We start from the raw sequence: 22,344 nt of genomic DNA on the forward strand, positions 1-22,344 counted from the left end.
TTTTAGGTTTGAATATTTGAAGCTAGTTTTTCTATAAGGCTTTCAACACTAGATTTTTGAATATTAAATTCTATTTCAACTGTATTTTGGTCTTTTATTGTGGTTTTTATGTGGCTTGATATTGTGAGATTTGTCATGTTTGCTAAGACGGTTGGAATTAACTTTTTTGACAATATTTTTAGTATTGGTGGATTATTTGTTTTGATTAAGGATTTAAAAATATATTCGTCTTGATTTAAGCTGTTTATAGACAAAGTTCCACTGCTAAAGGGGATTAAATTTTTGCTGCGTACTATTTGGCTTGGGAGCAATAATGTTGAATCTTGAATCCAAAAAAACATTTCATTTTTTTCTATTTCCCCAATATATTTTGTTGTTAGTATATTATTGTCTTTTACGGTTATATCTTTTTGGGTTATTGCAATGCTAGTTCTAGCTTTGTTTGGAATAATGTATATATTTGAATTTTTAAGTTTCCATTTTGGATTTGTAAATATATTGCCTATTGATTCTGTATTTCTATTTTTATGAATTCCCCAGAAAATATCTTTTGGGAAATTGCCCATTATTAGTAGAGCAAAATCGTTATTTTCTTTTTTATAGCTAAAGTATAAATTGCTTATAAGCCCGAGAACTGATTTATATTTAGGGCTTAAAGAGTTATAAATAGACCTGTTTTTAATTAAATTTACATGGGCATATAAATTTGCGCCAGGCAAAAGTTCCATTAAGTAATTTAGATTTTGTTTTGGAGGACTGTAAGGCAGACTAGCGCATCCCACTATGAGGCATGAAATGGTAATTATTTTTGTTAATGTTTTTAACATTTTTCAATTCCTATTAGTGTGAATATGTCATCGGCAAGGTTTATTTTTTTTTCTAGCTTACTTTTGTTTAATATGATATTTAAGGCTAATGTTTCAGTTTTAATGTATTTTTCAAATTTATTTAGCATTTCTTTCAAAGTTTCATTATTTTCTATGTATAAATTTATTCTATCGCTAACATCAAAATTTTTTTCTTTTCTTAAATTTTGTATTTGCCTTACAAATTCTCTTGTCAGTCCTTCCAAGTACAACTCTTTAGTGATTAGTGAGTCTATTCCTATTGTAATGGATTCTTCATTTATTACTTTTAAGTTCTCTTTTTCTTCTCTTTCTAATATTATATCATTTAATGATAAATAATGCTTTGCATTGGCTGCTTTTATCTCGTAGGATGTTCCATTTATTATTTTTATTATGTCTTCATTTTTTAGCTTGCTAATCTCAGCAGATACCGCTTTCATATCTTTTCCAAGCTTTTTCCCAAGTTCTTTAAAGTTTGCTTTTGCTTTGTAAGTTATAAGCTCCTCTTCGTTAGCTTTTATTTTCATTGCTTTTGCATTTATTTCATCTAATATTATTTCTTGCATTTCCATTAGCATATTTTGCTCATTTTGATTTTTTGTGACAATATATATCGTACTAATAGGCATGCGTATTTTTATATTGTGCAATGATCTGAGTGATCTTGCCATTGAAGTTATTTTTCTTGCGAGATTTATTTTCTCTTCAATTGTTTTATTAATGAAATTTTCATTTGCCTTTGGATAATCGTTAAGGTGTATTGATTGTTTATCTTCATCGGTTTTTAAATTTTGATAAATCTCTTCTGTTATAAATGGAATAAAAGGTGCAAGTAAAATCATTAAATTTTTGATTGCATAATATAATGTTTCGTAGGCATCATTTTTGTCTTTATCGTTTTCTGATTTCCAAAATCTTCGCCTTGATCTTCTTATGTACCAATTGTTTAATTTATCTATAAATTCAAGTAAAGATTCTATTGATTTTGTTAGATTGTATTTGTCTATTTCTGTATTTAGTATTTTTTTTAGACTTTCAAGTTCGCTTATGATCCATTTGTCAAGGTTATTGTTTTTAGCCAGGCTGAGATTTTTTGGAGGTTTGAATTTGTCAATTATTGCATAAGTTGTGAAAAATGAATAAGCGTTCCAAATGGGTATTATTATATTTTTAAGAACGTCTCTTACTCCATTGTCGCTATATTTTAAATCATCAGCTTTAACTACAGGGCTCATTATTAAATAAAGCCTTAAAGCATCAGCTCCGAAGGTGTTTATTACTTGCATTGGGTCTGTATAATTTTTAAAGGATTTTGACATTTTTCTTCCATCGCTTGAAAGCACAAGTCCATTTACAATAACGTTTTTGAATGCTGTGTTTTCAAAAAGAGCAGTTCCCAGGATTGTAAGAGTATAAAACCATCCTCTTGTTTGATCTAGACCTTCTGCAATAAAGTCAGCAGGAAATATATTTTTAAAATTAATTTCATTTGTGAATGGATAATGGTTGCTTGCGTAAGGCATTGCTCCAGATTCAAACCAACAATCGAGAACCTCGCTTGTTCTGATAAATGTGCCACCGTCTTTGCTTGGCCAGGTTATTTTATCTATTTGGTCTTTGTGTAAGTCTTCGATTTTTTGGCCAGATAGGTTTTCAAGCTCTTTTTTTGATCCAACGCAAATTTTTTTTCCTGTTTTTGAGCATATCCAAATTGGAATTGGATTTCCCCAAAATCTGTTTCTGCTTATTGCCCAATCTTTTGCATTTTCTAACCATTTTCCAAATCTTCCTTTTTTTAAATGGGCTGGCATCCAATTAATTTTTTCATTTATCTCTAAGAGTTTGGTTTTTATTTTTTCTACATTTACAAACCATGAACTTATTGGTCTGTAAATAATTGGGCAGTTTGTTCTATAACAAAATGGATACCTGTGTAGATAATTTTCTCTTTTGAATAAAAAATTGCGTAATTTTAGGTTTTCTATTATTTTTTTATCAGCATCTTTTACAAAAAGTCCTTTAAAATCTTTTACCTGATTTGTAAATTTACATTCAGCATCTAAGGGGTCTATTATATCGACATTTGTGTGTTTTTTGAGTATTTTGTAGTCTTCTTCTCCAAAAGGAGCAATATGAACAATTCCTGTTCCATCCTCAGTTGTAACATAATCAGCTGTGTGTACCTTGAAAGCCCCCTTATCTTTTTGTTCTAAAAAGTAGTTAAAAATAGGTTCATATTCTATGCCTTCAAGCTTGCTTCCTTTGAATTTTTCTATAATAGTATATGAATTTTCATCATAGTAATAACTATTAAGCTTTTTTGATCCAAGTATTAAAATCTCTTCTTTTTTTTTGTCAAAAATTTTAGAATATTCTATTTCACCCCCTACTGCAATTCCAAGGTTTGAGGGCAATGTCCAGGGGGTGGTTGTCCACACTAGTAAGTATTCGTTTTTATCTTTAATTTTAAATTTTATTGTTAATGATGGGTCATTGACTTCTTTGTATTCTCCAAGATTCACTTCGAAATTTGAAAGCGGAGTTGCAAGCTTTGGGGAATAGGGTAGTACATAGTAACTTTCGTAGATTAAACCTTTGTCATAAAGACTTTTAAATACCCACCACACGGATTCCATGAAGCTTATGTCCATTGTTTTATAACCCTTTTCAAAATTTACCCATCTTCCAAGTCTCAAGATTATATTTTTCCATTCTTCTGTATATCTAAGTACTATTTTTCTGCATTCTTTGTTAAAGTTTTCAATGCCATAATTTTCTATTTCGTATTTTCCAGAAATTCCCAATTTTTTTTCTACTTCGTATTCAACAGGTAGTCCGTGAGTATCCCATCCAAAATTTCTTTTAACATACTTGCCTTGCATTGTTTGATATCTTGGAATTATGTCTTTTATTGTGTTTGGGACAAAATGTCCAAAATGAGGAAGTCCTGTTGCAAAAGGCGGTCCGTCATAAAATGTAAATTCTTCACATCCTTCTCTCTGCTTTATTGATTTTTCAAAGATCTTATTGTCATTCCAAAATTTTAATATTTTTTCTTCTATTTTAGGAAAACTTGCCTTGTTTTCTACTTTTTTAAACATATTATAATTCCTCTTTATTCTATTATTATTTTTTCTTTTCCTAAATAAATCGTTATTTTATTTATGTTTTGATTTTCAGCTATTTTGGTGATAATATTTTCTTCTATTTTCCCCTTTATTGCAGCAATGACGCTTCTTGCTCCTGAATTTTTTTTATAGTATTTTGTGGTTATGAATTTGTCAACATCTTTTTTTATTTCTATTTCGATTCCTTTAGAGTGAAATTTTGTTTTAAGGGTGTCTAAGTAGTTTTTGCAAATTTCTTCTACATTTTCCTTTGTAAGGACATTTAGGATAATTTTTTTTTGAATTCTGTCTAAAAAGGATAATTTAAATCTTTTTTCAAGATCTTGTTTTATTTCTTCTTTAAAGCTTTTTTGTTGATTTTTGTTGAATCCAATATTTTTTTCTCCAAGAAGCATTCTAGATCCAATGCTTGTAGTCATTATTATAATTGTGTTTTTAAATAGTATTTTATCTTCTTTGCTGTCAATAAGTTCTCCGTTTTCAAGCATTCGACTTATTAGGTTTAATATAGAGTTGTGGGCATTTTCAATGTTTTCAAACAATATTAAAGTTTCAAATGAATGTTTTAATTTATTTGTCAGAATGCCCCCATCAGAGTAGCCTACATATCCTGGATTTGTGCCAATTAATTTTGAAATAGAGTTTTCTTCTTTATAGTCTGACATATCCAATCTTAATACTGAATTTTGATCTTTGATAATTTTTTTAGACATTTCATCAGTTAAAGCAGTTTTTCCACATCCACTTGATCCTATTAACAATATTGAGGTTAAAGGCTTAGAATCGTCATTAAGTCCAAGTTTGACTTTAATAATTTCTTTGATAAGTTCGCTTACCGCATGTTTTTGTCCGATCACCTTTTTATTTATTTCGCTTTCTATTTTTTTTAATTCTAAAATTTCTTCTTTAGTGTTATTTGCTGTTTTAATAGATAATATTTCATTTATTGCCTTTTGTATATCATCTGATGTAATGATGTTGTCTTTTGTAAGTTCTTCTTTTTTGATTGCACCGGCAATGTCTATTATATCTATTGCTTTATCTGGAAATCTTTTATTTATTAGGTATTTGGATGAAAGTTTTACTATATTTAAAAGCGCGCTTTTTTCATAGATCACTCCATGATAGTCTTCAAAATTTTTTGCAATATTTTCGATTATTTTTAGTGTATCTTTTTCATCAGGCTCTTTTACAGTAATTGTTTGGAATCTTCTGGCGAATGCTTTGTCTTTTGAAATATATTTTCGATATTCATTGTAAGTAGTTGCGCCAATAATTTGTATTTCAGCTCTAGAAAGTGATGGTTTTAGTATATTTGATGCATCAAGAGCTCCTTCAGAGTTTCCAGCTCCTATTAGAGTGTGTATTTCGTCAATAAATATGATTGTGTTTTTGTTTTTTTCAATATACTTAATTATATTGTTTAAACGATCTTCAAATTCGCCTCTATATTTTGTTCCCGATACCAAGTTTGAAACCTTAAGCATTAGAATTGTTTTGTCTTGTAGTTTGCTACTTATTTTTTTTTGTGCTATGCTTGATGCAAGGCCTTCAACTATTGCCGTTTTTCCCACGCCAGGTTCGCCTATTAGCATTGCACTATTTTTGTTTCTTCTCAAGAGTATATTTGTAAGAGTTTTAATCTCTGCTTCTCTTCCAATCAAAGGGTCTAATTTTTTGGCTTTTGCAAGTGCTGTTAAATTTTTGACATACTTTCCAATTTCAAAGTGCTCATTTTCAAGTCGTATTTCTTCATCAAATTCTTTGTAGGTTTCAATTAATCTTATTTTATTTTTTTCCATGTATTCTAATATATTTTGATCTTTAAAGTTGAAGCTAGATTTACTTAGTTTGTGTTTTTTAAGAAGTTTTTTATTTTTTAATATTTGATAAAAAATTTCTTTTGCCCCTATTAAAGGCTTGGATTTAAATTCCTTTTTAGCTTCTTTTATGAGAGTAAAGATTTCTTTATTGATTTTGGGTATAATTATCTCGTTTTTTTCTATTAAAATTTTCTCTAATTTATCTATTTCGCATATAACTTCTTGTTTAATGTTTTTTAGAGTTTTGGTATCTATAAATTTTATTTCGGATTTTTTGGGAGTGGTAATTATAGACATTAATAAGTGCCAAATTGAAACCTCTTTATTTTTATTTTTTCTTGCAATTTCTTTTGAGTCTATTTCTACCAAATTTATTAAATTTTCTGTTATGTTAATATTTTTTTATCTCCATCTTTATTGCATTTATTATATCAAATATTTTATGTTTTTCCTTATACTCTAGTTTTACAGATATGTAAAATTTAATTTTCGGCTCTGTTCCAGAGGGTCTTACAATTATTGCAATTTCGTTTTCAAGTATAAATTTTATTGCGTTTATGGGGTATTTATATTCTTTAATTTCTGAAATTTCATTTTTAAAGTTAATCTTTTTAAGAGTTTTATAGTCTAATTTTTCAATTATTTTAATTCCTGCAAATTGTACTTTTTGTTCTTTTCTTAGTTTTAGCATTAACTTTTCTCTTTGAATTTCTCCATTGGCCCCCTCAAAGTTTTTTTCTATATTAAATTCTTCATAATATCCAAATTCTTTGTATATCTTTTCAAGATAATCCTTAATTGTTTGTTGTTTAGCTTTTAAGTCAAGTGCTAAAGAACAAATTCCTTTTATGGCTGAAAATGCATCCTTATCTCTAACCTTTCTTCCTATTAGATATCCATGACTTTCTTCGCATGCAAAAGCAAATTTTTTATTTGGTTCATTTTTTTCCATTTCATTAATTAAGCTTCCTATCCATTTAAATCCTGTGTAAGTTCTAAAAATTTGAGAACCATATTTTTTTGCAATTTTTTCTAGCATTGGTGTTGTTACAAATGATGATATTACAAATGTATTTTTAGGATTTTTTTCTTTTGAGAGTATATAGTTCATTAAAATGCATGATATTTGATTTCCGTTTAAGAATATCCATTCGTTTTGATCTTTAAATGCAATCCCTATTCTGTCGGCATCTGGATCTGTTGCAAGGGCAATGTCACAATCTTCTTTTTTTGCAAGCTCTATTACTTTAAGCATTGATGTTTGCTTTTCTGGATTAGGATAATTTATTGTTGGAAATTCAGGATTTGGTAGTATTTGATTTTTTTCTAAAAAAAGCTGTATTTTGCTATTTGCAAAGAGTTTTTTTATTATGGTCCCACCGGTGCCATGTAATGCTGTGTAGGCTATTCTTAAGTTTGTTTCTTTGCTGTTCTTTTCAAAATCAGGCAATTCTTTGTTTATTGTTTTCACATACTCTTCGTCTATTTCATTGCCAAGTTCTTTGATGATCCCTTTTTCAATGCCTTCTTTTATGGTAATTGTATTTATTATGTTTTTTGTATTTTTAATTTCATTAGTTATTAGTGTGTCATGAGGTGGTATTATTTGGATTCCACCTTTCCAATATGCTTTATATCCATTATATTCTTTTGAATTATGACTTGCTGTTATCATAACGCCAGCATCACAGTCAAATTTTCTTATTGTATAAGATAGTTGGGGGGAAGGTCTTAAACTTTTATATATATATGTTTCAAAATTATTTGAGGCAAAAATTTGAGCAGCATTGTAAGCAAATTCTTTTGAAAAATATCTTGAATCATAGCTTATTGCAACTTTGGGGTTTTTATTTATTTTAAGTATGTAGTTGCATATTCCTTGGCTTATTTTTTTTATATTATATGTGTTCATGTAGCATGTTCCAGCTCCAATGATTCCCCTTATTCCAGCAGTGCCAAATTCTAGATCTTTGTAAAATCTATTTAAAATTTCTGTTGAATTGTTTGTTTTTTGAATTTTTATTGCTTCTTCTTTAAAATGCATATCTTCTTCAAGAAGAATGTAATTTTTCAATTTTCTTTTAGCTTCGATTTTTTGCATCAATATTTCCTTTTATTTTATTAAACAAAGATTAATTAAATTATATTGATTTATAATGAATTATATACTTGATATAGAATTTATTATCATATAATTTATAAGAATGTGTATTAAATTTTGGTCGTTAAATTAATGATAGATTTTTTTTTGAAGTCAGAATATCTTCCTGCTGGGGATCAGCCTAAGGCAATAAAAGAGATTGAAAATTCTATTTTGCTTGGAAATAAATATCAAACTTTAAAAGGCGTTACAGGTAGTGGGAAGACTTTTACAATTGCAAATATAATAAAAGATCTAAACAGGCCTGCCTTAGTTGTCAGTCATAACAAAACATTAGCAGCACAGCTTTATAGAGAGTTTAAAGATTTTTTTCCAAATAATGCTGTTGAGTATTTTGTTTCTTATTATGATTATTATCAGCCAGAATCTTATGTTCCTTCAAAAGATTTATTTATTGAAAAAGAAGCCACTATTAATACTGAGATAGAAATTAAGCGAATAAGAACGGTAACGTCTCTTGCTAAAAGACGAGATGTAATTGTTGTTGCAACCGTATCTTCAATTTATGCTCTTGGATCTCCAGATTTTTTCAAAAAATCAGCACGAGAATTTTTTGTAGGTCAAAAGATTTCTATTAGAGAAATATCAGATATTTTTGTAGAGCTTTATTATGAGAGAACTTTAATGAATCTAGAAAGAGATAAATTTTCAATTAAGGGGGATGTTGTTGAAATTTGGCCTAGCAGTGAACATGGAGAGTTTGCTTATCGAATTTGTTTAGATTTTGATGAAATTGTTGAAATATATAGAGTTAGTTCATTTTCTAAAAAAAATTTAGGAGCTACAAATAGTTTTACTCTTTTTGCTAAATCTTATTTTGTAATTCCTTATAAAAATGTATTAGAAGCGATACCCAAAATATCTCATGATTTAAGTCTTCAATGTCAATATTTTAAAGACAATGGCAAACTTGTAGAAGCCGAGAGACTCAAACAAAGGGTAGAGTATGATTTGGAAATGCTTAGAGAAACAGGGTTTTGTTCGGGCATTGAAAATTATTCTAAATATTTGAGTGGAAGTACAATGGAAAGACCTTATTGTCTTTTTGATTTTTTCCCGAAAGATTACTTATTATTTGTAGATGAATCTCATGTTACATTGCCTCAATTTAGGGGAATGTATAATGGAGATCATTCCAGAAAATCAAATCTTGTTAACTTTGGGTTTAGACTTCCTGCAGCGCTTGAAAACAGACCCCTTAAATATGATGAATTTGACGCATTAATTAATCAGGTTGTGTTTGTATCTGCAACTCCGGGTGTTGAAGAGAATGAGAAAAGTAGTGTGGTTGTTGACCAAATAATTCGTCCCACGGGTCTTGTTGATCCTGAAATTATTACTAGGCACTCTGATGGGCAAATGGAAGATCTTTACAGTGAAATTCAAAAAAGAGTGGCTCTTAAAGAGCGGGTTTTAATTACTACTTTGACAAAAAAAATGTCTGAGGATTTGACTGAATATTTGGTAAATCTTGGCGTAAGGGCAAAATATTTACATTCAGAGCTTGATACTCTTGAGAGAGTGGAAGTTATTTCGCTGCTTAGAAAATCTGAAATTGATGTTATTGTTGGGATTAACTTGCTTAGAGAGGGCTTAGATATTCCAGAAGTATCTCTTGTTGCAATATTAGATGCTGATAAGGTGGGATTTTTAAGATCTACTACTTCATTAATACAAACAATTGGTAGGGCTGCTAGAAATTCTAATGGACTTGTAATAATGTATTACGACAAAATTAGTGTAGCTATGCGGGAGGCAATTGAGGAGACTAATAGAAGACGTCAAATTCAAATTGATTATAATGAAAAAAATAATATTACCCCTAAGACAATTGTTAAAAAGATTCAAAATATTTTAGAAAAAGAACTTAATAATAAAAATAAGAATGTTGGCTATGATTTTGAAAAAATTATTTCGGGCGAGAGATTGTCTAAAAAAAAGCTTATTGATAAGCTTAAATTTGACTTAGAAGAAGCTGTTAATGATGAAAGATTTGAAGACGCAATTGTTTTAAGAGATAAAATAAAAGAGCTTAGTAGCAAAATTAGTATAGCTCGTAATAAAAAAAGAGAGGTGTAATTTTTGGAAAAAAGTTTGAAAAAAAAAATTATTGTCAGAGGAGCAAAAGAACATAATTTAAAAAATGTTGATGTAGATATTCCAAAAGATGGGTTAGTTGTAATATCTGGCAAAAGTGGCTCTGGCAAGTCTTCTCTGGCTTTTGATACTATTTTTGCAGAAGGGCAAAGAAGATATATGGAATCTGTTTCAGCTTATGCAAGGCAGTTTTTGGGTGTAATGAAAAAACCCAATGTTGATTATATAGATGGACTTTCTCCTTCTATAGCTATTGAGCAGAGAACAATAAGCAATAATCCCCGCTCTACTGTTGGAACAATTACCGAGATTTATGATTACTATAGACTAATATTTGCAAAAATCGGTAAAGCATACTGTCCAAATGATGGTAGATTAATAGAAGAGCAATCTTTAGATAAAATAGTTAATACTATTTTAAGTTATTCTGAGGGATCCAAGGTTATACTTTTTGCACCAATTGTAAGGGGGGCTAAAGGCTCTCATAAAAAGGTTTTAGAAAAAATATTAAATCAAGGTTTTAATAGAGTTAGAATAAATTCTGAAGATTATTTAATAGAAGATGCACTTAATTTAAATTTGCATAAAAATAAAAAACATACCATTGAAATTATAGTTGATAGGATTAAGCTTGGTAATAATGTTCGAGTTAGACTTGCAGAATCTATTGAGACCTCTCTTGCTGTTTCTAATGGATATTTAAGAGTGGAAATTGATAATGATTTGGGAAAAATAGACAAATTGTTCACAGAGCACAATAGTTGTCCTTTGTGTGGATTTTCACTTCCTCTTATAGAACCCAGACTTTTTTCATTTAATAGTCCATTTGGTGCTTGCAGTGAGTGCTCTGGTCTTGGCGTTACACTTGAGTTTGATTTTGAGAGCATTTGTCCTGATACTAGTCTTTCTTTTAATGATGATGCTTTTCTTACGTTTAAGACAAGTTCATCTTGGTCTGTGGCTATTTTTAAAGGACTTGCTAAACATTATAATTTTGACTTAAATACTCCCATAAAAGACATTCCAGATAAAGTTCTTAAACAGATTTTATACGGCTCAAATGAAAAAATAGATTTTATTTACCAGTCTAAAGAAATGGAAGCAAAGGATCTAGATGGGGGATTTCATTATTCTAAAACATTTGAAGGACTTTTGCCCTTTTTAAAAAGGCGATATCTTGCAACAGAATCAGAGAGCACTAAAATTTTTTACGAAAATTTGATGTCTAAAAAAATATGTAATTCATGCAAAGGGAAACGTTTAAGCGTTGGAGCGTTAACTGTGAAAATTAATGGGAAAGACATTCAAGATCTTACCAATTTGTCGGTATTTGATTCTTATGTATTTTTTGAAAACTTGCAGCTTGATATAGTGGACGAAAAAATATCTAAAGAAATTTTAAAGGAAATTAAAAGTAGGCTTAAATTTTTAATTGATGTTGGCCTTTCTTATTTATATTTAAATAGAATATCAGGCAGTCTATCTGGCGGTGAGGCTCAGCGCATTAGGCTTGCTACTCAAATAGGATCAGCACTTTCAGGTGTTATTTATGTTCTTGATGAGCCAAGCATTGGTCTTCATCAAAGAGATAATGAAAAATTAATCTCTACTCTTGTTAATCTTAAAAATCTTGGCAATACTGTAATTGTTGTTGAGCATGATGAGCAAACTTTGCGTACTGCAGACTATATTATTGATATGGGTCCTGGTGCTGGAATTCTTGGGGGGGAAATAGTTGCAAAGGGAGCCCTAATTGATATTTTAAATAGCAAAAATAGTTTAACTGGTCAATATCTTAGCGGCAAGTTTAAAATAGATGTTCCAAGCTCTAGAAGAAAGGCAGATAAGGGAGAAATTTTGCTTTTAGGTTCTAATAAAAATAATCTTAAAAATATAGACGTAAGTATCCCTTTGGGAGTTTTTACCGTAATAACAGGTGTTTCTGGTAGCGGAAAAAGTACTTTACTTAACGAGGTGTTATATCCCGCTCTTGATAGTAGATTAAAGCTTAATGAAAAGTATTGTGATGGCTTTAAAGATATTGTTGGGTACGAAAAAATCGATAAAATTATTCAAATAAATCAAAAACCAATAGGGAGAACTTCAAGATCAAACCCAGCAACTTATGTTGGATTTTTTACAGAAATTAGGGAGCTTTTTGCTAAGCTTCCAGATGCAAAGTCAAGGGGTTTTAAAGCCGGCAGATTTTCTTTTAATGTTAAAGGTGGAAGGTGTGAGAAATGTCAAGGAGATGGGTATCTTAATATTCAAATGCACTTTTTACCAGATGTTTTTGTTCCTTGTGATTTATGTAAGGGTAAAAAATTCAATGAAGAAACTTTAGAAGTTAGATACAAAGGAAAAAATATACATGATGTTTTAGAGATGAGTGTTTTTGAGGCAAGTAAATTTTTTGAGAATGTCCCAAAAATTAGTCATTATTTAAAATTTTTAATTGAAGTTGGACTTGAATATATTAAATTAGGACAATCTGCAACAACTTTATCAGGAGGAGAAGCTCAGCGCATTAAGTTGGCTTTTGAGTTAAGTAAAAAGAGCACGGGTAAAACCTTTTATATTATTGATGAACCAACAACTGGGCTGCATTTTGATGACATAAAGAAGTTGTTAGAGGTTTTGCAGCGGTTAGTTTCCAATGGTAATACAGTTGTACTAATAGAGCATAATTTGGATGTAATTAAACAGGCAGATTATATAATAGATTTGGGTCCTGATGGTGGGTTGGCAGGGGGAAATATCGTTGTTTCTGGTATTCCTGAAGAGGTTGCAAAATGCGAGAATTCCTATACAGGAATGTTTTTAAAAAATCTTTTATAGTATTTTTAATTTTTTTAACATTTTCTAATGCAATTTTTGCCCAGACTATAGATGATGAAAATTCTAAAAAAAGGGATAAGCTAACTTTAAGTCAAAAATCTTATTTAAGAGAACTTGAGCTTTCAACCGATGAGGATTTAAAAAAATGGGCCTTAAAAGAGGGCCTAAAAGAAACAGATGTTTCAAAAATACGAGAATTACTTTTAAAAAAGTTTGGAATAGATCCTGAGCTTTTTGTCAAAGGAAAGGGACTTGCCGGATCTGGTAGATATAAAATAATAATTGAAACTGCAGATAATCTTGAAAATTTCACTTATGTACTTACTAAAGATGAAAGTATTATTTTTGAAGGAAGAGTTAATATCTTGGTTGAAGATATTAAAGAAAATAAAAAGCACAATATTAAAGGCGACAGAATAGTCCTTAATAAGAACTCTAAAAAACTTTATGCTATTGGAAATGTTGAATATATTCTTGATATGGATACCAATGAAAAGCTTTATTTTTATGGCAATGAATTTCTTGTCGATTTTGATTCTCAAAATTTTTTATTAAAAGATGGTATTCTTCAAAAAAAAATGCAAAAAAATCAAATAGATCATATTCTTTCGTTTGGAGGAAAGGTTTTAAAAAAGATAGACAACGATGTTACCATTTTGGAACAAGCTTTTGCAACAACTAGTAAAATTCCAGAACCTTACTATTCAATCAAGGCTTCTAAAATATGGGTATTGCCCTCGGGAGATTTTGGGTTTTTAAATGCCATATTTTACATGGGAAGAGTTCCAGTATTTTATATGCCTTTTTTTTTCAGACCGGGAGATAGTTTGTTTTTTAATCCATCTTTAGGTCTAAATCCACGAAAAGGTTTTTCTGTTTTTAATACCGTTTATCTTTTTGGTAATAAATCTTCAAGTGAAGATTCTTCTTTTTTGGATTTTGATTTCAATTCTGTTTATAATTCGGGTAAAAAACCTTATATAAGAAATGGATATTTAACTTATTTTTTTGCAGAAAATTTAGCACCCAGTGCTAATAAAGATTATGTTAAGCTTATTTTTGACATTTATGCTAATCTGGGATTTTATTCTGGAATTGATTTTAATTTGGGCAATACTTTGGGGCATTTTAAAACTTTGGAAGGAAATTTTGGATTGGGTTTTACCAGGAATGTTTATAGTTACGATGGAGGATATTATCCTTTTGATAATAGGACTTTAAAACAATCTCTTTTTAGTTTTTCCAATCTTAACAAAGGAGATATATTTGGGTTTGAAGTTCCTTTTAGGTATTTACTTAAATTTAAAACAGAATTTCTTTTAAGTGATGCGCTTTTCTCGGTTGTTTTAGAGCACTATTCTGACCCGTATGTTAATATTGATTTTAGAGATAGAATAGAAAGTGCTACATTTTTTTCTCTTTTAAATTTAGATAAAGATTCAGTTAAAGAGCAAACCAGCATTAGCACTTTTGATTGGAATTTATCTTCTTTTTATAAGCGAACATTTAATGACGGTTCAATTTTAGATTATAAATTAAATAATTTAGGTTTAAGTTTTAAATTGTCGGGTTATGAAAATCTTTATATTAAATCTCCCTTGGAGAAACCAAAAGATGTTAATGATCCTACAAGAAAATGGTTTTATTTGGAGAGAATTTATGCTCCATATATTGATTTGAATTTTCAAAAAGATCTTTACAATAACCAATGGACATTTCCAGCTGATACTAAAGAAATGATAATGCGTCCAGAAATTAAAAATCTAGAAGATAAAGATAATGATAAAAAGAGTGTGAAGGAGAAAAATACTAAAAAAACAACAGAATTAACCAAAGATTTATATATTCCTCCAGAACCAATTACTTTAAAAAATATTGATCAATCCGATTCTTTTTTTATTAGGTTTGGCATTAATCCTTATTTAAGAAATAATATTTTTTTTAATAATTATGGTATAACAAGTCCAAAGGACTTTAATTATGAAATAAAAAATTATTTATTTGATATAAAAAATAAAACGGATATAAAAATTCATGCTGATTTTTACAATCGTTTAATTACTTTTGAAAATTTATTGTATCTTAATACTGTTGAGTATAGTCCTTTAAATAAAGATTTTAAGGTTGAAGATAAAGATAAAAAAAGTGAGCACGCTATTATTAACCAAATAAATTTAAACTTGCTTCCTTTTATTAGATATCCTTTATTTTCTAGAAGTACTTTAAAGTTTGAAAATAAGGCTACTTTATATTCATTTAATAAAAAATATGATTCTAATGTAAAATCTTTGGTTAATAAGAATAGTAGTATTTTTTTATCTGATCCGGAAACTTTTTATCAAAGTTTAACAGCTTCTTTAATTTATGATTATGATTATTTTACTACTGAGCTTTCAGGTGAATTAAAAAATAGTTTTGAAGATATTAAAGCTTCTTCTGAGCTTAAACTTTCTTTAGATTTTCCTTATTTGCTACAAGAAGCTGGGATTGGAATTAAATATTATAAAAAGTTTAAAGAAGATGTTATGAAAAACTCTGGAATTTCTACTGTTCAAAATCCTTTGGAGCCTCAAAAACCATCATCGCCTTATAAAAATTTAGAAATGTCTCCTGCTTTGTATTATAAAATTGAGCCGAGATATTTGGATTATTTTAAATTTAGTTTTTTAGTCGCCTATGATCCTTTGATAAATAGAGTTTCTGAACTTTCTTTTAAGCTTAATGTTTTTGATTTTCAATTTTTGTTTGCTATGAAAGATGAATTTGAATATAATTATGATCCTTTAAAAGGAGATTTTTCCAAGATTGGCACTACAACTAAACTTGTTCCATATTCTTTAGATTCTAGTTATAAGAAGGAATTGTACGTTTTAACTTTTTTTGACAATAAGCTTTCTTTTACCTTAGGGGTAGATGTTGGCTGGAAAATAAATTTGCAGAAATTTACGGACAATGAACTTCGATCCGCATTGACTTTTAAGCTTAAATACACAGAGTTTTTAGAAATTTACTTTTCTACTTTGTCTATTAATACTAAGACTTTTAAATACTTTAAAGGATATATGGACCAAATTGGTCTTGAACCCGTTAATGTCTTTGCTGATTTATTAAAATCTTTCAATTTCTTTAATTCTCAAGACAGAAAAGATTCACTTTTTAAAATTAAAAAATTTTCATCAGGCTTTAAATTCAATTTTTATGATTGGAAATTTGTTGGCGAATATAATTTAGAGCCAGATTTATTAATAGGATCTGACGGAATTTATTCTCCTATTTGGAGAAATAATTTTACAATTTATATTTCTTGGAATTTTTTTGCTCCTATAAAAGCATCATTTGAAAACAATAAAGATACAAACTATGAGCTTATTATTAATAGAAAAACAAAAAAATAATAACGATTTTCATGTATTAACATTAATTTTTATAGTTCTTGTTATTAAAACATTTATTGTTTTTTTTGCTTCAATTCCTATTTTTGTTATGTTGAGTTTGAAAATGGACGGATATTTAATAGCTGAGCTTAAGTTATTGCTATTTTTGTTTTTAGAATGAATTTTTAATGGATATGCTTTAAATTTAAATGAAGTTTTAGGGCCAATAAAAAACTCTCTGTATTTATTTTTATACCCTGTTTCATTGTTTATTGTAAGATCTTCTTTTTTTAAGACGATCTTATTGTTGTTAAGACTAGTGTTTTGCCAATTTATTTTTACTACGTCTAAGCTATTGTTTGTAATTTGAATATAAATATATTCATTTGTAGCTTTAATTACATCTATGTTGATGTATTTAGAGGGAGATTCTAGAACTTTAAAATCAGTTTCATAATCATGGTTTATTTTTATTGTTGTACAACAATAAAAATAAACCATTGAAATCAGAAATATTGTTTTTATGTATTTTTTGACAATATTTCTATTTAGTTTTATGAAAACCAAGATCTGCAATATTTTCATTTCCTGGAATAAAAGAAATTTTTCCACCTTGTTCTTCAAATTTTTTCCTTAGTTCGGTTGTTTTTTTGATTAAATTAATAGTAATTTGTGTTAATTTTTTGCTATTATAGATTCCTTTTGACCAATAGTCAATTATTAATTTACTGTCACCAAATATGTTTATTATATTTTCTTTTAATGCTATTTTGAGAGCTGTATATAGGGCAAGCAGTTCCCCAAAATTATTGCTAATTCCTTGAAAATTTTTGACATAATAATTTCCATATTCATTAATCAAGGATTTATCTAAGATTTTATCCAATATTGAAATTCTTTTTTCGTTTACAACTCTAATTTCTACGCCCTTTCCTCTTCCTGTTCCAGAATCAAAATATATTCCATTTGGGTGATGGTTAATTATTTTATTCTCATTATTAAATAGCCAATTTTGAGCTTGTTCTATTGTTTTGAAGCTTTTTATTTTATTGTTTTTTCCTTTAATAGCGGTTTTGCATTCTTCCCAGGATTTGAAAATAATTTTTTCATTGCTGTTAATCAAAATACAGGCATAATATTTGTTCATGAGTAGTATTAACTTCCTGAGCACCAGAGATTTGTAATGTTGCAAGCTTTCCCAAAAATTTTTTCTTTCGATTTTTTTAATTCTATTGCATCTACTATTTCTTTATTGTAACCAATGAATTTTTCTTTTAATGTTGGTTTAATAAGCCTTTTTGGAAGCACGCTTGGAAGTATTCCTGCAATCGTATAAGACATGTAAAAATTGTAAGCCGCTGCATTTATTTCTCCAGGAGTAATTATTCCCGAAATTTCGTAATTTCTTGATACATTAAGTCCTGCTATTTTATATATTTTATCAACCATTAAAGAGCAATAGGTTTTGTTGTGAATTTCTTCAAGATTGAATGAATCTGTCCATAAATTAGAGGATATTAATGGAACCATATATCCAAAGTTATTGTCAATGTATCTACTTCTTCCAAAATTAATAGCTTTTTGAATTGTTCTTGTGTCTGTTATTGGTGAGAATATTTTTAATATTCTTGATTGTACGTATGTTGAAAGCTTTTCGTATCCTGAGCCCTGAGTAGATGCTGTATCGAATTTGATTTGATTGCTTGTAATTATTGATTTTATATCAAAACTATCATTTCCATCGAATGCAATTTTTTTAGTAGCTTCATATTTTTCTTCATCAAATATTCCTACATGTTGCCAAAAATAAAAAAACTCTGTCCAATCTATTTTTGGTTTTATTAGTATTATGTCGCCATTTGATAAAATAGATCTTAAATTTTTAGGAGTTATTTCAATGCCTGTATTTGGGTCTATTATTTTTGGTATTATATCGTATTTATTGTTATTATCGGAGCTGGCAGTTGACCTTTTTCTTCTTCTGGGCGGGGATTGTTTTGAATAATACAGTTCATTGTGAAGATCTGAAATTTTTTGTTTTTCAATTATTGTTTTTATTTTGCTGTTTTCAACTTTTAAAAAGTGCATAAATTGTTCAAAATATTTTTTATCTTTTATTTTTAATAATTGATTTGCTATTATGTGTGGTGCAACATATTCTTTTCCATCTATTATTTCTTTTGTTATTGAGTTTATATTTTCTTGAGGAAAGAATGAATTGATGTGACTTAATTGTATATATCCTAAATTTTTATCATGAAATGTTTGCTCAATTAAGTTTAAAATTTCTTTTTCTAGATGCATTTGTAGTTCTATTAGTTCTGTTAAATTTTCATTATCTGAATTTGTATGATTAAAATTTGTTTTTTTTTCAAAAGCAGTATCAATTTTAATTGTTAGATTTCCATTGACGCTACTTTGATCTATAAACTTTATCCATTCTGTTTCATTATTTAGATAGTTTTTATAAGCATTTAGATAGTTTTTTATTTCTTCAAGTTTTTGTGGGCTTATTTTGATTTTTGCTGCTGTTTGTTTTATTAAAAAAGAATTATCATTATTGTTTAAAATTTCTTGGATATTGGATATTGGTATTCGATATTCTACATTAGAAGGATTTTTTATTAAAGAGCTTTCCAGTGGTGTTTTTTGTGTTAATATGATTTCTGATGCGCTTAGATTTTTTGATTTGTTATCTGTAATTAAGGCACAAGAGAATAATAAAATGTGTGCAGTTAATATTAATAATATTAATTTATTGATTTCCTTCATGAGTAGTATTTTAGCATAATTTTTTATCAATGTTTTTGATTTAAAGTTTTTTAGAATCCCTTTTTTGTTTTTGCAATTTTTTAATTTTTTTAAAAAAAGTTGATATTTTTTAATATAAACTATAATATTTTAATATATGATAATTTTCATAAAGGGGGAATCGATGGAAGGATATTTAAACCCAATAAATATATTTTCGGAAATAGGTCGTTTGAAAAAAGTTTTGCTTCATAGGCCAGGAGAAGAATTGGAAAATTTGACGCCCGTTATTATGAAAAATTTTTTATTTGATGATATTCCTTATCTTAAAGTTGCAAGACAAGAGCATGAAGTTTTTGTAAATACTTTAAAAAATAATTCAGTTGAAATTGAGTATGTTGAGGATCTTGTTAGTGAAGTTCTTGCTTCTTCTGTAGCGCTCAAAAATAAATTTATATCTCAATTTATTCTGGAAGCAGAAATAAAAACAGATGGTGCAATTAATATTTTAAAAGATTATTTTTCTAATTTAACTGTTGACAATATGGTTTCTAAAATGATTTCCGGTGTTGCAAGAGAAGAGCTTAAAGATTGTGAATTTTCGCTTGATGATTGGGTTAATGGGTCAAGTCTTTTTGTTATTGATCCTATGCCCAATGTTTTATTTACCAGAGATCCTTTTGCTAGTATTGGTAATGGAATTACAATAAATAAAATGTCTACCAAGGTTAGACGTAGAGAGACAATATTTGCAGAGTATATTTTTAAATATCATTTCACTTACAAAGAAAATGTTCCAATTTGGTTTAATAGATGGGAAGAAACTTCTTTGGAAGGTGGGGATGAGTTTGTTTTAAATAAAGATCTTTTGGTTATTGGAATCTCAGAAAGAACAGAAGCGGGGTCTATAGAAAAACTAGCTGCTAGTCTTTTTAAAAATAAGGCTCCATTTAGCACAATTTTGGCTTTTAAAATTCCAAAAAATAGAGCTTATATGCACTTAGACACAGTTTTTACTCAAATTGATTATAGTGTTTTTACAAGTTTTACAAGTGATGATATGTATTTCTCAATTTATGTTTTAACTTATAATTCAAATTCTAATAAAATTAATATTAAAAAAGAAAAAGCCAAGCTTAAAGATGTTTTGAGCTTTTATTTAGGCAGAAAAATTGACATAATAAAATGTGCGGGTGGAGATTTAATACATGGTGCAAGAGAACAATGGAATGATGGTGCTAATGTTTTGGCGATAGCTCCAGGAGAAGTAATTGCTTATTCTAGAAATCATGTAACTAATAAGCTGTTTGAAGAAAATGGCATTAAAGTTCACAGAATTCCGTCTAGCGAGCTTTCAAGGGGTCGTGGTGGGCCAAGATGTATGTCTATGCCTTTAGTAAGAGAGGATATTTAATATTTAAGCATGAGTTAAATGAGTTTTTAAAAACTTGATTGTAAAGGTTGGTGGTTGATGTATAATTTACGAAATAGGAGCTTTTTAAATCTTTTAGATTTTACAAGCAAAGATATTAAATATTTACTTGATTTATCGATTGATTTAAAAAAGTCAAAATATGCAGGAATTGAGGTGCAGAAACTTAAAGGTAAAAATATAGTTATAATTTTCGAGAAAGATTCAACAAGGACCCGGTGTGCTTTTGAGATTGCAGCTTATGATCAAGGGGCAAATATTACTTATTTAGGATCTAAGGGTAATCAAATAGGCTCAAAAGAGTCTATGATAGATACCGCTAGAGTTTTGGGGCGCATGTATGATGCTATTGGGTTTAGAGGCTTTTCTCAAGAGACTGTTGAATGTTTGGCGAATTATTCTAATGTTCCTGTTTACAATGGATTGACAAATATTTCTCACCCAACCCAAATACTAGCCGATTTAATGACAATAAAAGAACATAAGGGGAGTTTAAAAGGGATTAAAATAGTGTTTTGTGGCGATGGTAGGGGGAATGTTGCTAATTCTTTATTGAAAGGCTGTGCTATTATGGGGCTTGATTTTAGAATTTTTGCTCCCAAAGAGCTTTTTCCAGACCCTGATTTGACGATTAAGGCTAGGTCTTTAGCCCTAGAGAGTGGGGGTAAAATTACAATTACAGATTCTAAAGAAGAGGCTGTTAAATACGCTGATGTTGTGTATACAGACGTGTGGGTATCTATGGGGGAGAGTAATTGGGAAGATAGAATAAATCTTCTAAAGCCTTATCAGGTTAATAAAGAGATAATGCGCATGGCAAAAGATGATGCAATATTTATGCATTGCTTACCTGCTTTTCATAACTTAAGCACCGTGATTGGTAAGGATATTTTTGATAAATACGGACTTGATGGAATTGAAGTTACAGAAGAAATTTTTGAAAGCAAAAATTCAGTTGTTTTTGATGTGGCTGAAAATAGGGTGCATACCATTAAAGCTATTATGGTATCAACTTTGGGATAACATTATTTTTTATGTGAAATTAAATTTATGAAATTATTTAGGAGAAACGTTATGATCAAAATGCCAAGTAGTTTTACAATAATATTTTCTTTAATTGTATTTGTTACCATTTTAACGTATGTGATTCCTGCCGGTAAATTTGATAAAGAATTTAAGCAAATGGGTGATGGATCTAAAAGGGAAATAATTGTTGCTGGAACTTATCAATATGTAGATCGAGGCCCTAGGGGATTTTTACATCCTATTATGACTATTCTAACTGCAATGTCAAAGGGGATGGAACATGCAGTTGAAGTTATTGTTTTTGTTTTAATTGTTGGGGGCGCTTATGGGATTATTATGAAAACCGGAGCAATAGATGCGGGAATTTATTTTTTAATTAAGAAGTTGGGGCACAAAGATAAATTGCTTATTCCTTTGTTAATGTTTATTTTTTCAATTGGTGGAACTGTAACTGGAATGAGTGAAGAGACCCTTCCTTTTTATTTTGTTATGATTCCTTTGATAGTGACTTTGGGTTATGATAGTCTTGTTGGAGCGGCTATTATTGCTTTAGGAGCTGGAGTAGGGACTATGGCCTCTACTGTAAATCCATTTGCGACAGGAATTGCATCTGCAATAGCTTCTATTAGCTTGCAAGATGGATTTTATTTTAGAATTGTTCTTTATTTTGTATCAGTATTGGTTGCTATAATCTATGTTTGTGTTTATGCGTCTAAAATTAAAAAGGATCCCTCAAAATCGCTTGTGTATTCCCAAAAAGATGAACATTATCAATATTTTGTTAAAAAAGATGGACTTTCTACTGGAGATAATGCTCAGAATGCTCTTGAGTTTACTTTTGCTCATAAATTAGTTTTACTTTTATT

The 22,344-nt window shown here is 28.9% G+C and carries 12 protein-coding genes and 1 pseudogene; 6 read left to right on the plus strand and 7 right to left on the minus strand.

Going from position 1 to position 22,344, the window contains the following annotated elements; all coding sequences use genetic code 11:
* Positions 1-2: 2 nt before the first annotated feature.
* Genes BSV1_RS00225 through BSV1_RS00240 form a run of 4 tightly spaced genes read right to left on the minus strand, consistent with a single transcriptional unit; the run spans position 3 to position 7,900 of the window.
* The gene (locus BSV1_RS00225) at positions 3-827 is read right to left on the minus strand and encodes a hypothetical protein (RefSeq protein WP_008882130.1); all 825 of its coding nucleotides are present in this window, start codon (positions 825-827) and stop codon (positions 3-5) included.
* Entirely contained in the window at positions 821-3,949 is a 3,129-nt protein-coding gene (gene ileS / locus BSV1_RS00230) for an isoleucine--tRNA ligase (RefSeq protein WP_008882118.1), read from the minus strand. The genes BSV1_RS00225 and ileS overlap by 7 nt, the downstream gene beginning before the upstream one ends.
* Positions 3,950-3,963: 14 nt before the next feature.
* Positions 3,964-6,168, minus strand: a complete 2,205-nt coding sequence (locus BSV1_RS00235; protein ID WP_008882156.1) for an AAA family ATPase — start codon at positions 6,166-6,168, stop codon at positions 3,964-3,966.
* Positions 6,169-6,190: 22 nt separating this feature from the next.
* A complete protein-coding gene (locus tag BSV1_RS00240) occupies positions 6,191-7,900 on the minus strand; it encodes a phospho-sugar mutase (RefSeq protein ID WP_008882128.1) in 1,710 nt (569 codons plus the stop codon).
* A 132-nt stretch (positions 7,901-8,032) separates the two neighbouring features.
* On the opposite strand from BSV1_RS00240, the gene uvrB reads away from it, so the two are divergent.
* From uvrB to BSV1_RS00255, 3 genes are read left to right on the plus strand one after another with little or no spacing between them, the layout of a single operon-like run.
* Entirely contained in the window at positions 8,033-10,039 is a 2,007-nt protein-coding gene (gene uvrB, locus BSV1_RS00245; protein ID WP_008882136.1) for an excinuclease ABC subunit UvrB, read from the plus strand.
* Between the two features lie 3 nt (positions 10,040-10,042).
* Positions 10,043-12,895 carry an excinuclease ABC subunit UvrA gene (gene uvrA, locus BSV1_RS00250; RefSeq protein ID WP_008882111.1) on the plus strand — a complete coding sequence of 951 codons (2,853 nt, stop codon included), beginning with the start codon at positions 10,043-10,045 and terminating at the stop codon, positions 12,893-12,895.
* On the plus strand, positions 12,850-16,290 hold the full coding sequence (locus BSV1_RS00255; RefSeq protein WP_008882106.1) for an LPS-assembly protein LptD: 3,441 nt from the start codon (positions 12,850-12,852) through the stop codon (positions 16,288-16,290). Before uvrA ends, BSV1_RS00255 begins: the two co-directional genes overlap by 46 nt.
* A 9-nt stretch (positions 16,291-16,299) precedes the next feature.
* Here BSV1_RS00255 and BSV1_RS00260 read toward each other — a convergent pair whose 3' ends face one another.
* Genes BSV1_RS00260 through BSV1_RS00270 form a run of 3 tightly spaced genes read right to left on the minus strand, consistent with a single transcriptional unit; the run spans position 16,300 to position 19,041 of the window.
* Positions 16,300-16,845 (minus strand): hypothetical protein, encoded by a 546-nt coding sequence (locus tag BSV1_RS00260; protein WP_008882154.1) that lies wholly within the window; start codon positions 16,843-16,845, stop codon positions 16,300-16,302.
* The gene (locus tag BSV1_RS00265) at positions 16,814-17,416 is read right to left on the minus strand and encodes a ribonuclease H family protein (protein WP_008882103.1); all 603 of its coding nucleotides are present in this window, start codon (positions 17,414-17,416) and stop codon (positions 16,814-16,816) included. The genes BSV1_RS00260 and BSV1_RS00265 overlap by 32 nt, the downstream gene beginning before the upstream one ends.
* A gap of 8 nt (positions 17,417-17,424) precedes the next feature.
* Positions 17,425-19,041, minus strand: a complete 1,617-nt coding sequence (locus BSV1_RS00270) for a hypothetical protein (RefSeq protein ID WP_008882143.1) — start codon at positions 19,039-19,041, stop codon at positions 17,425-17,427.
* 163 nt (positions 19,042-19,204) lie between these two features.
* Here BSV1_RS00270 and arcA point away from each other — a divergent pair, with 163 nt between their 5' ends.
* From arcA to BSV1_RS00285, 3 genes and pseudogenes are all read left to right on the plus strand, one after another.
* Complete coding sequence (gene arcA / locus BSV1_RS00275) at positions 19,205-20,434, plus strand: arginine deiminase (RefSeq protein ID WP_008882141.1); 1,230 nt, start codon at positions 19,205-19,207, stop codon at positions 20,432-20,434.
* A 57-nt stretch (positions 20,435-20,491) separates the two neighbouring features.
* Positions 20,492-21,475, plus strand: coding sequence for an ornithine carbamoyltransferase (argF, locus tag BSV1_RS00280; RefSeq protein ID WP_008882137.1), 984 nt, complete (start codon positions 20,492-20,494; stop codon positions 21,473-21,475).
* Between the two features lie 51 nt (positions 21,476-21,526).
* A pseudogene (locus tag BSV1_RS00285) lies at positions 21,527-22,344 on the plus strand (YfcC family protein); the annotation flags it as partial.

The organism is [Borrelia] finlandensis (genome assembly GCF_000181875.2).
Taxonomy (GTDB): Bacteria; Spirochaetota; Spirochaetia; order Borreliales; family Borreliaceae; genus Borreliella; species Borreliella finlandensis.

Coding starts and splice junctions, on each gene's coding strand:
- BSV1_RS00225 (WP_008882130.1), bottom strand. CDS start 827: ATGTTAAAAACATTAACAAAAATAATTACCATTTCATGCCTCATAGTG.
- ileS (WP_008882118.1), bottom strand. CDS start 3,949: ATGTTTAAAAAAGTAGAAAACAAGGCAAGTTTTCCTAAAATAGAAGAA.
- BSV1_RS00240 (WP_008882128.1), bottom strand. CDS start 7,900: ATGCAAAAAATCGAAGCTAAAAGAAAATTGAAAAATTACATTCTTCTT.
- uvrB (WP_008882136.1), top strand. CDS start 8,033: ATGATAGATTTTTTTTTGAAGTCAGAATATCTTCCTGCTGGGGATCAG.
- BSV1_RS00255 (WP_008882106.1), top strand. CDS start 12,850: ATGCGAGAATTCCTATACAGGAATGTTTTTAAAAAATCTTTTATAGTA.
- BSV1_RS00265 (WP_008882103.1), bottom strand. CDS start 17,416: ATGAACAAATATTATGCCTGTATTTTGATTAACAGCAATGAAAAAATT.
- BSV1_RS00270 (WP_008882143.1), bottom strand. CDS start 19,041: ATGAAGGAAATCAATAAATTAATATTATTAATATTAACTGCACACATT.
- arcA (WP_008882141.1), top strand. CDS start 19,205: ATGGAAGGATATTTAAACCCAATAAATATATTTTCGGAAATAGGTCGT.
- argF (WP_008882137.1), top strand. CDS start 20,492: ATGTATAATTTACGAAATAGGAGCTTTTTAAATCTTTTAGATTTTACA.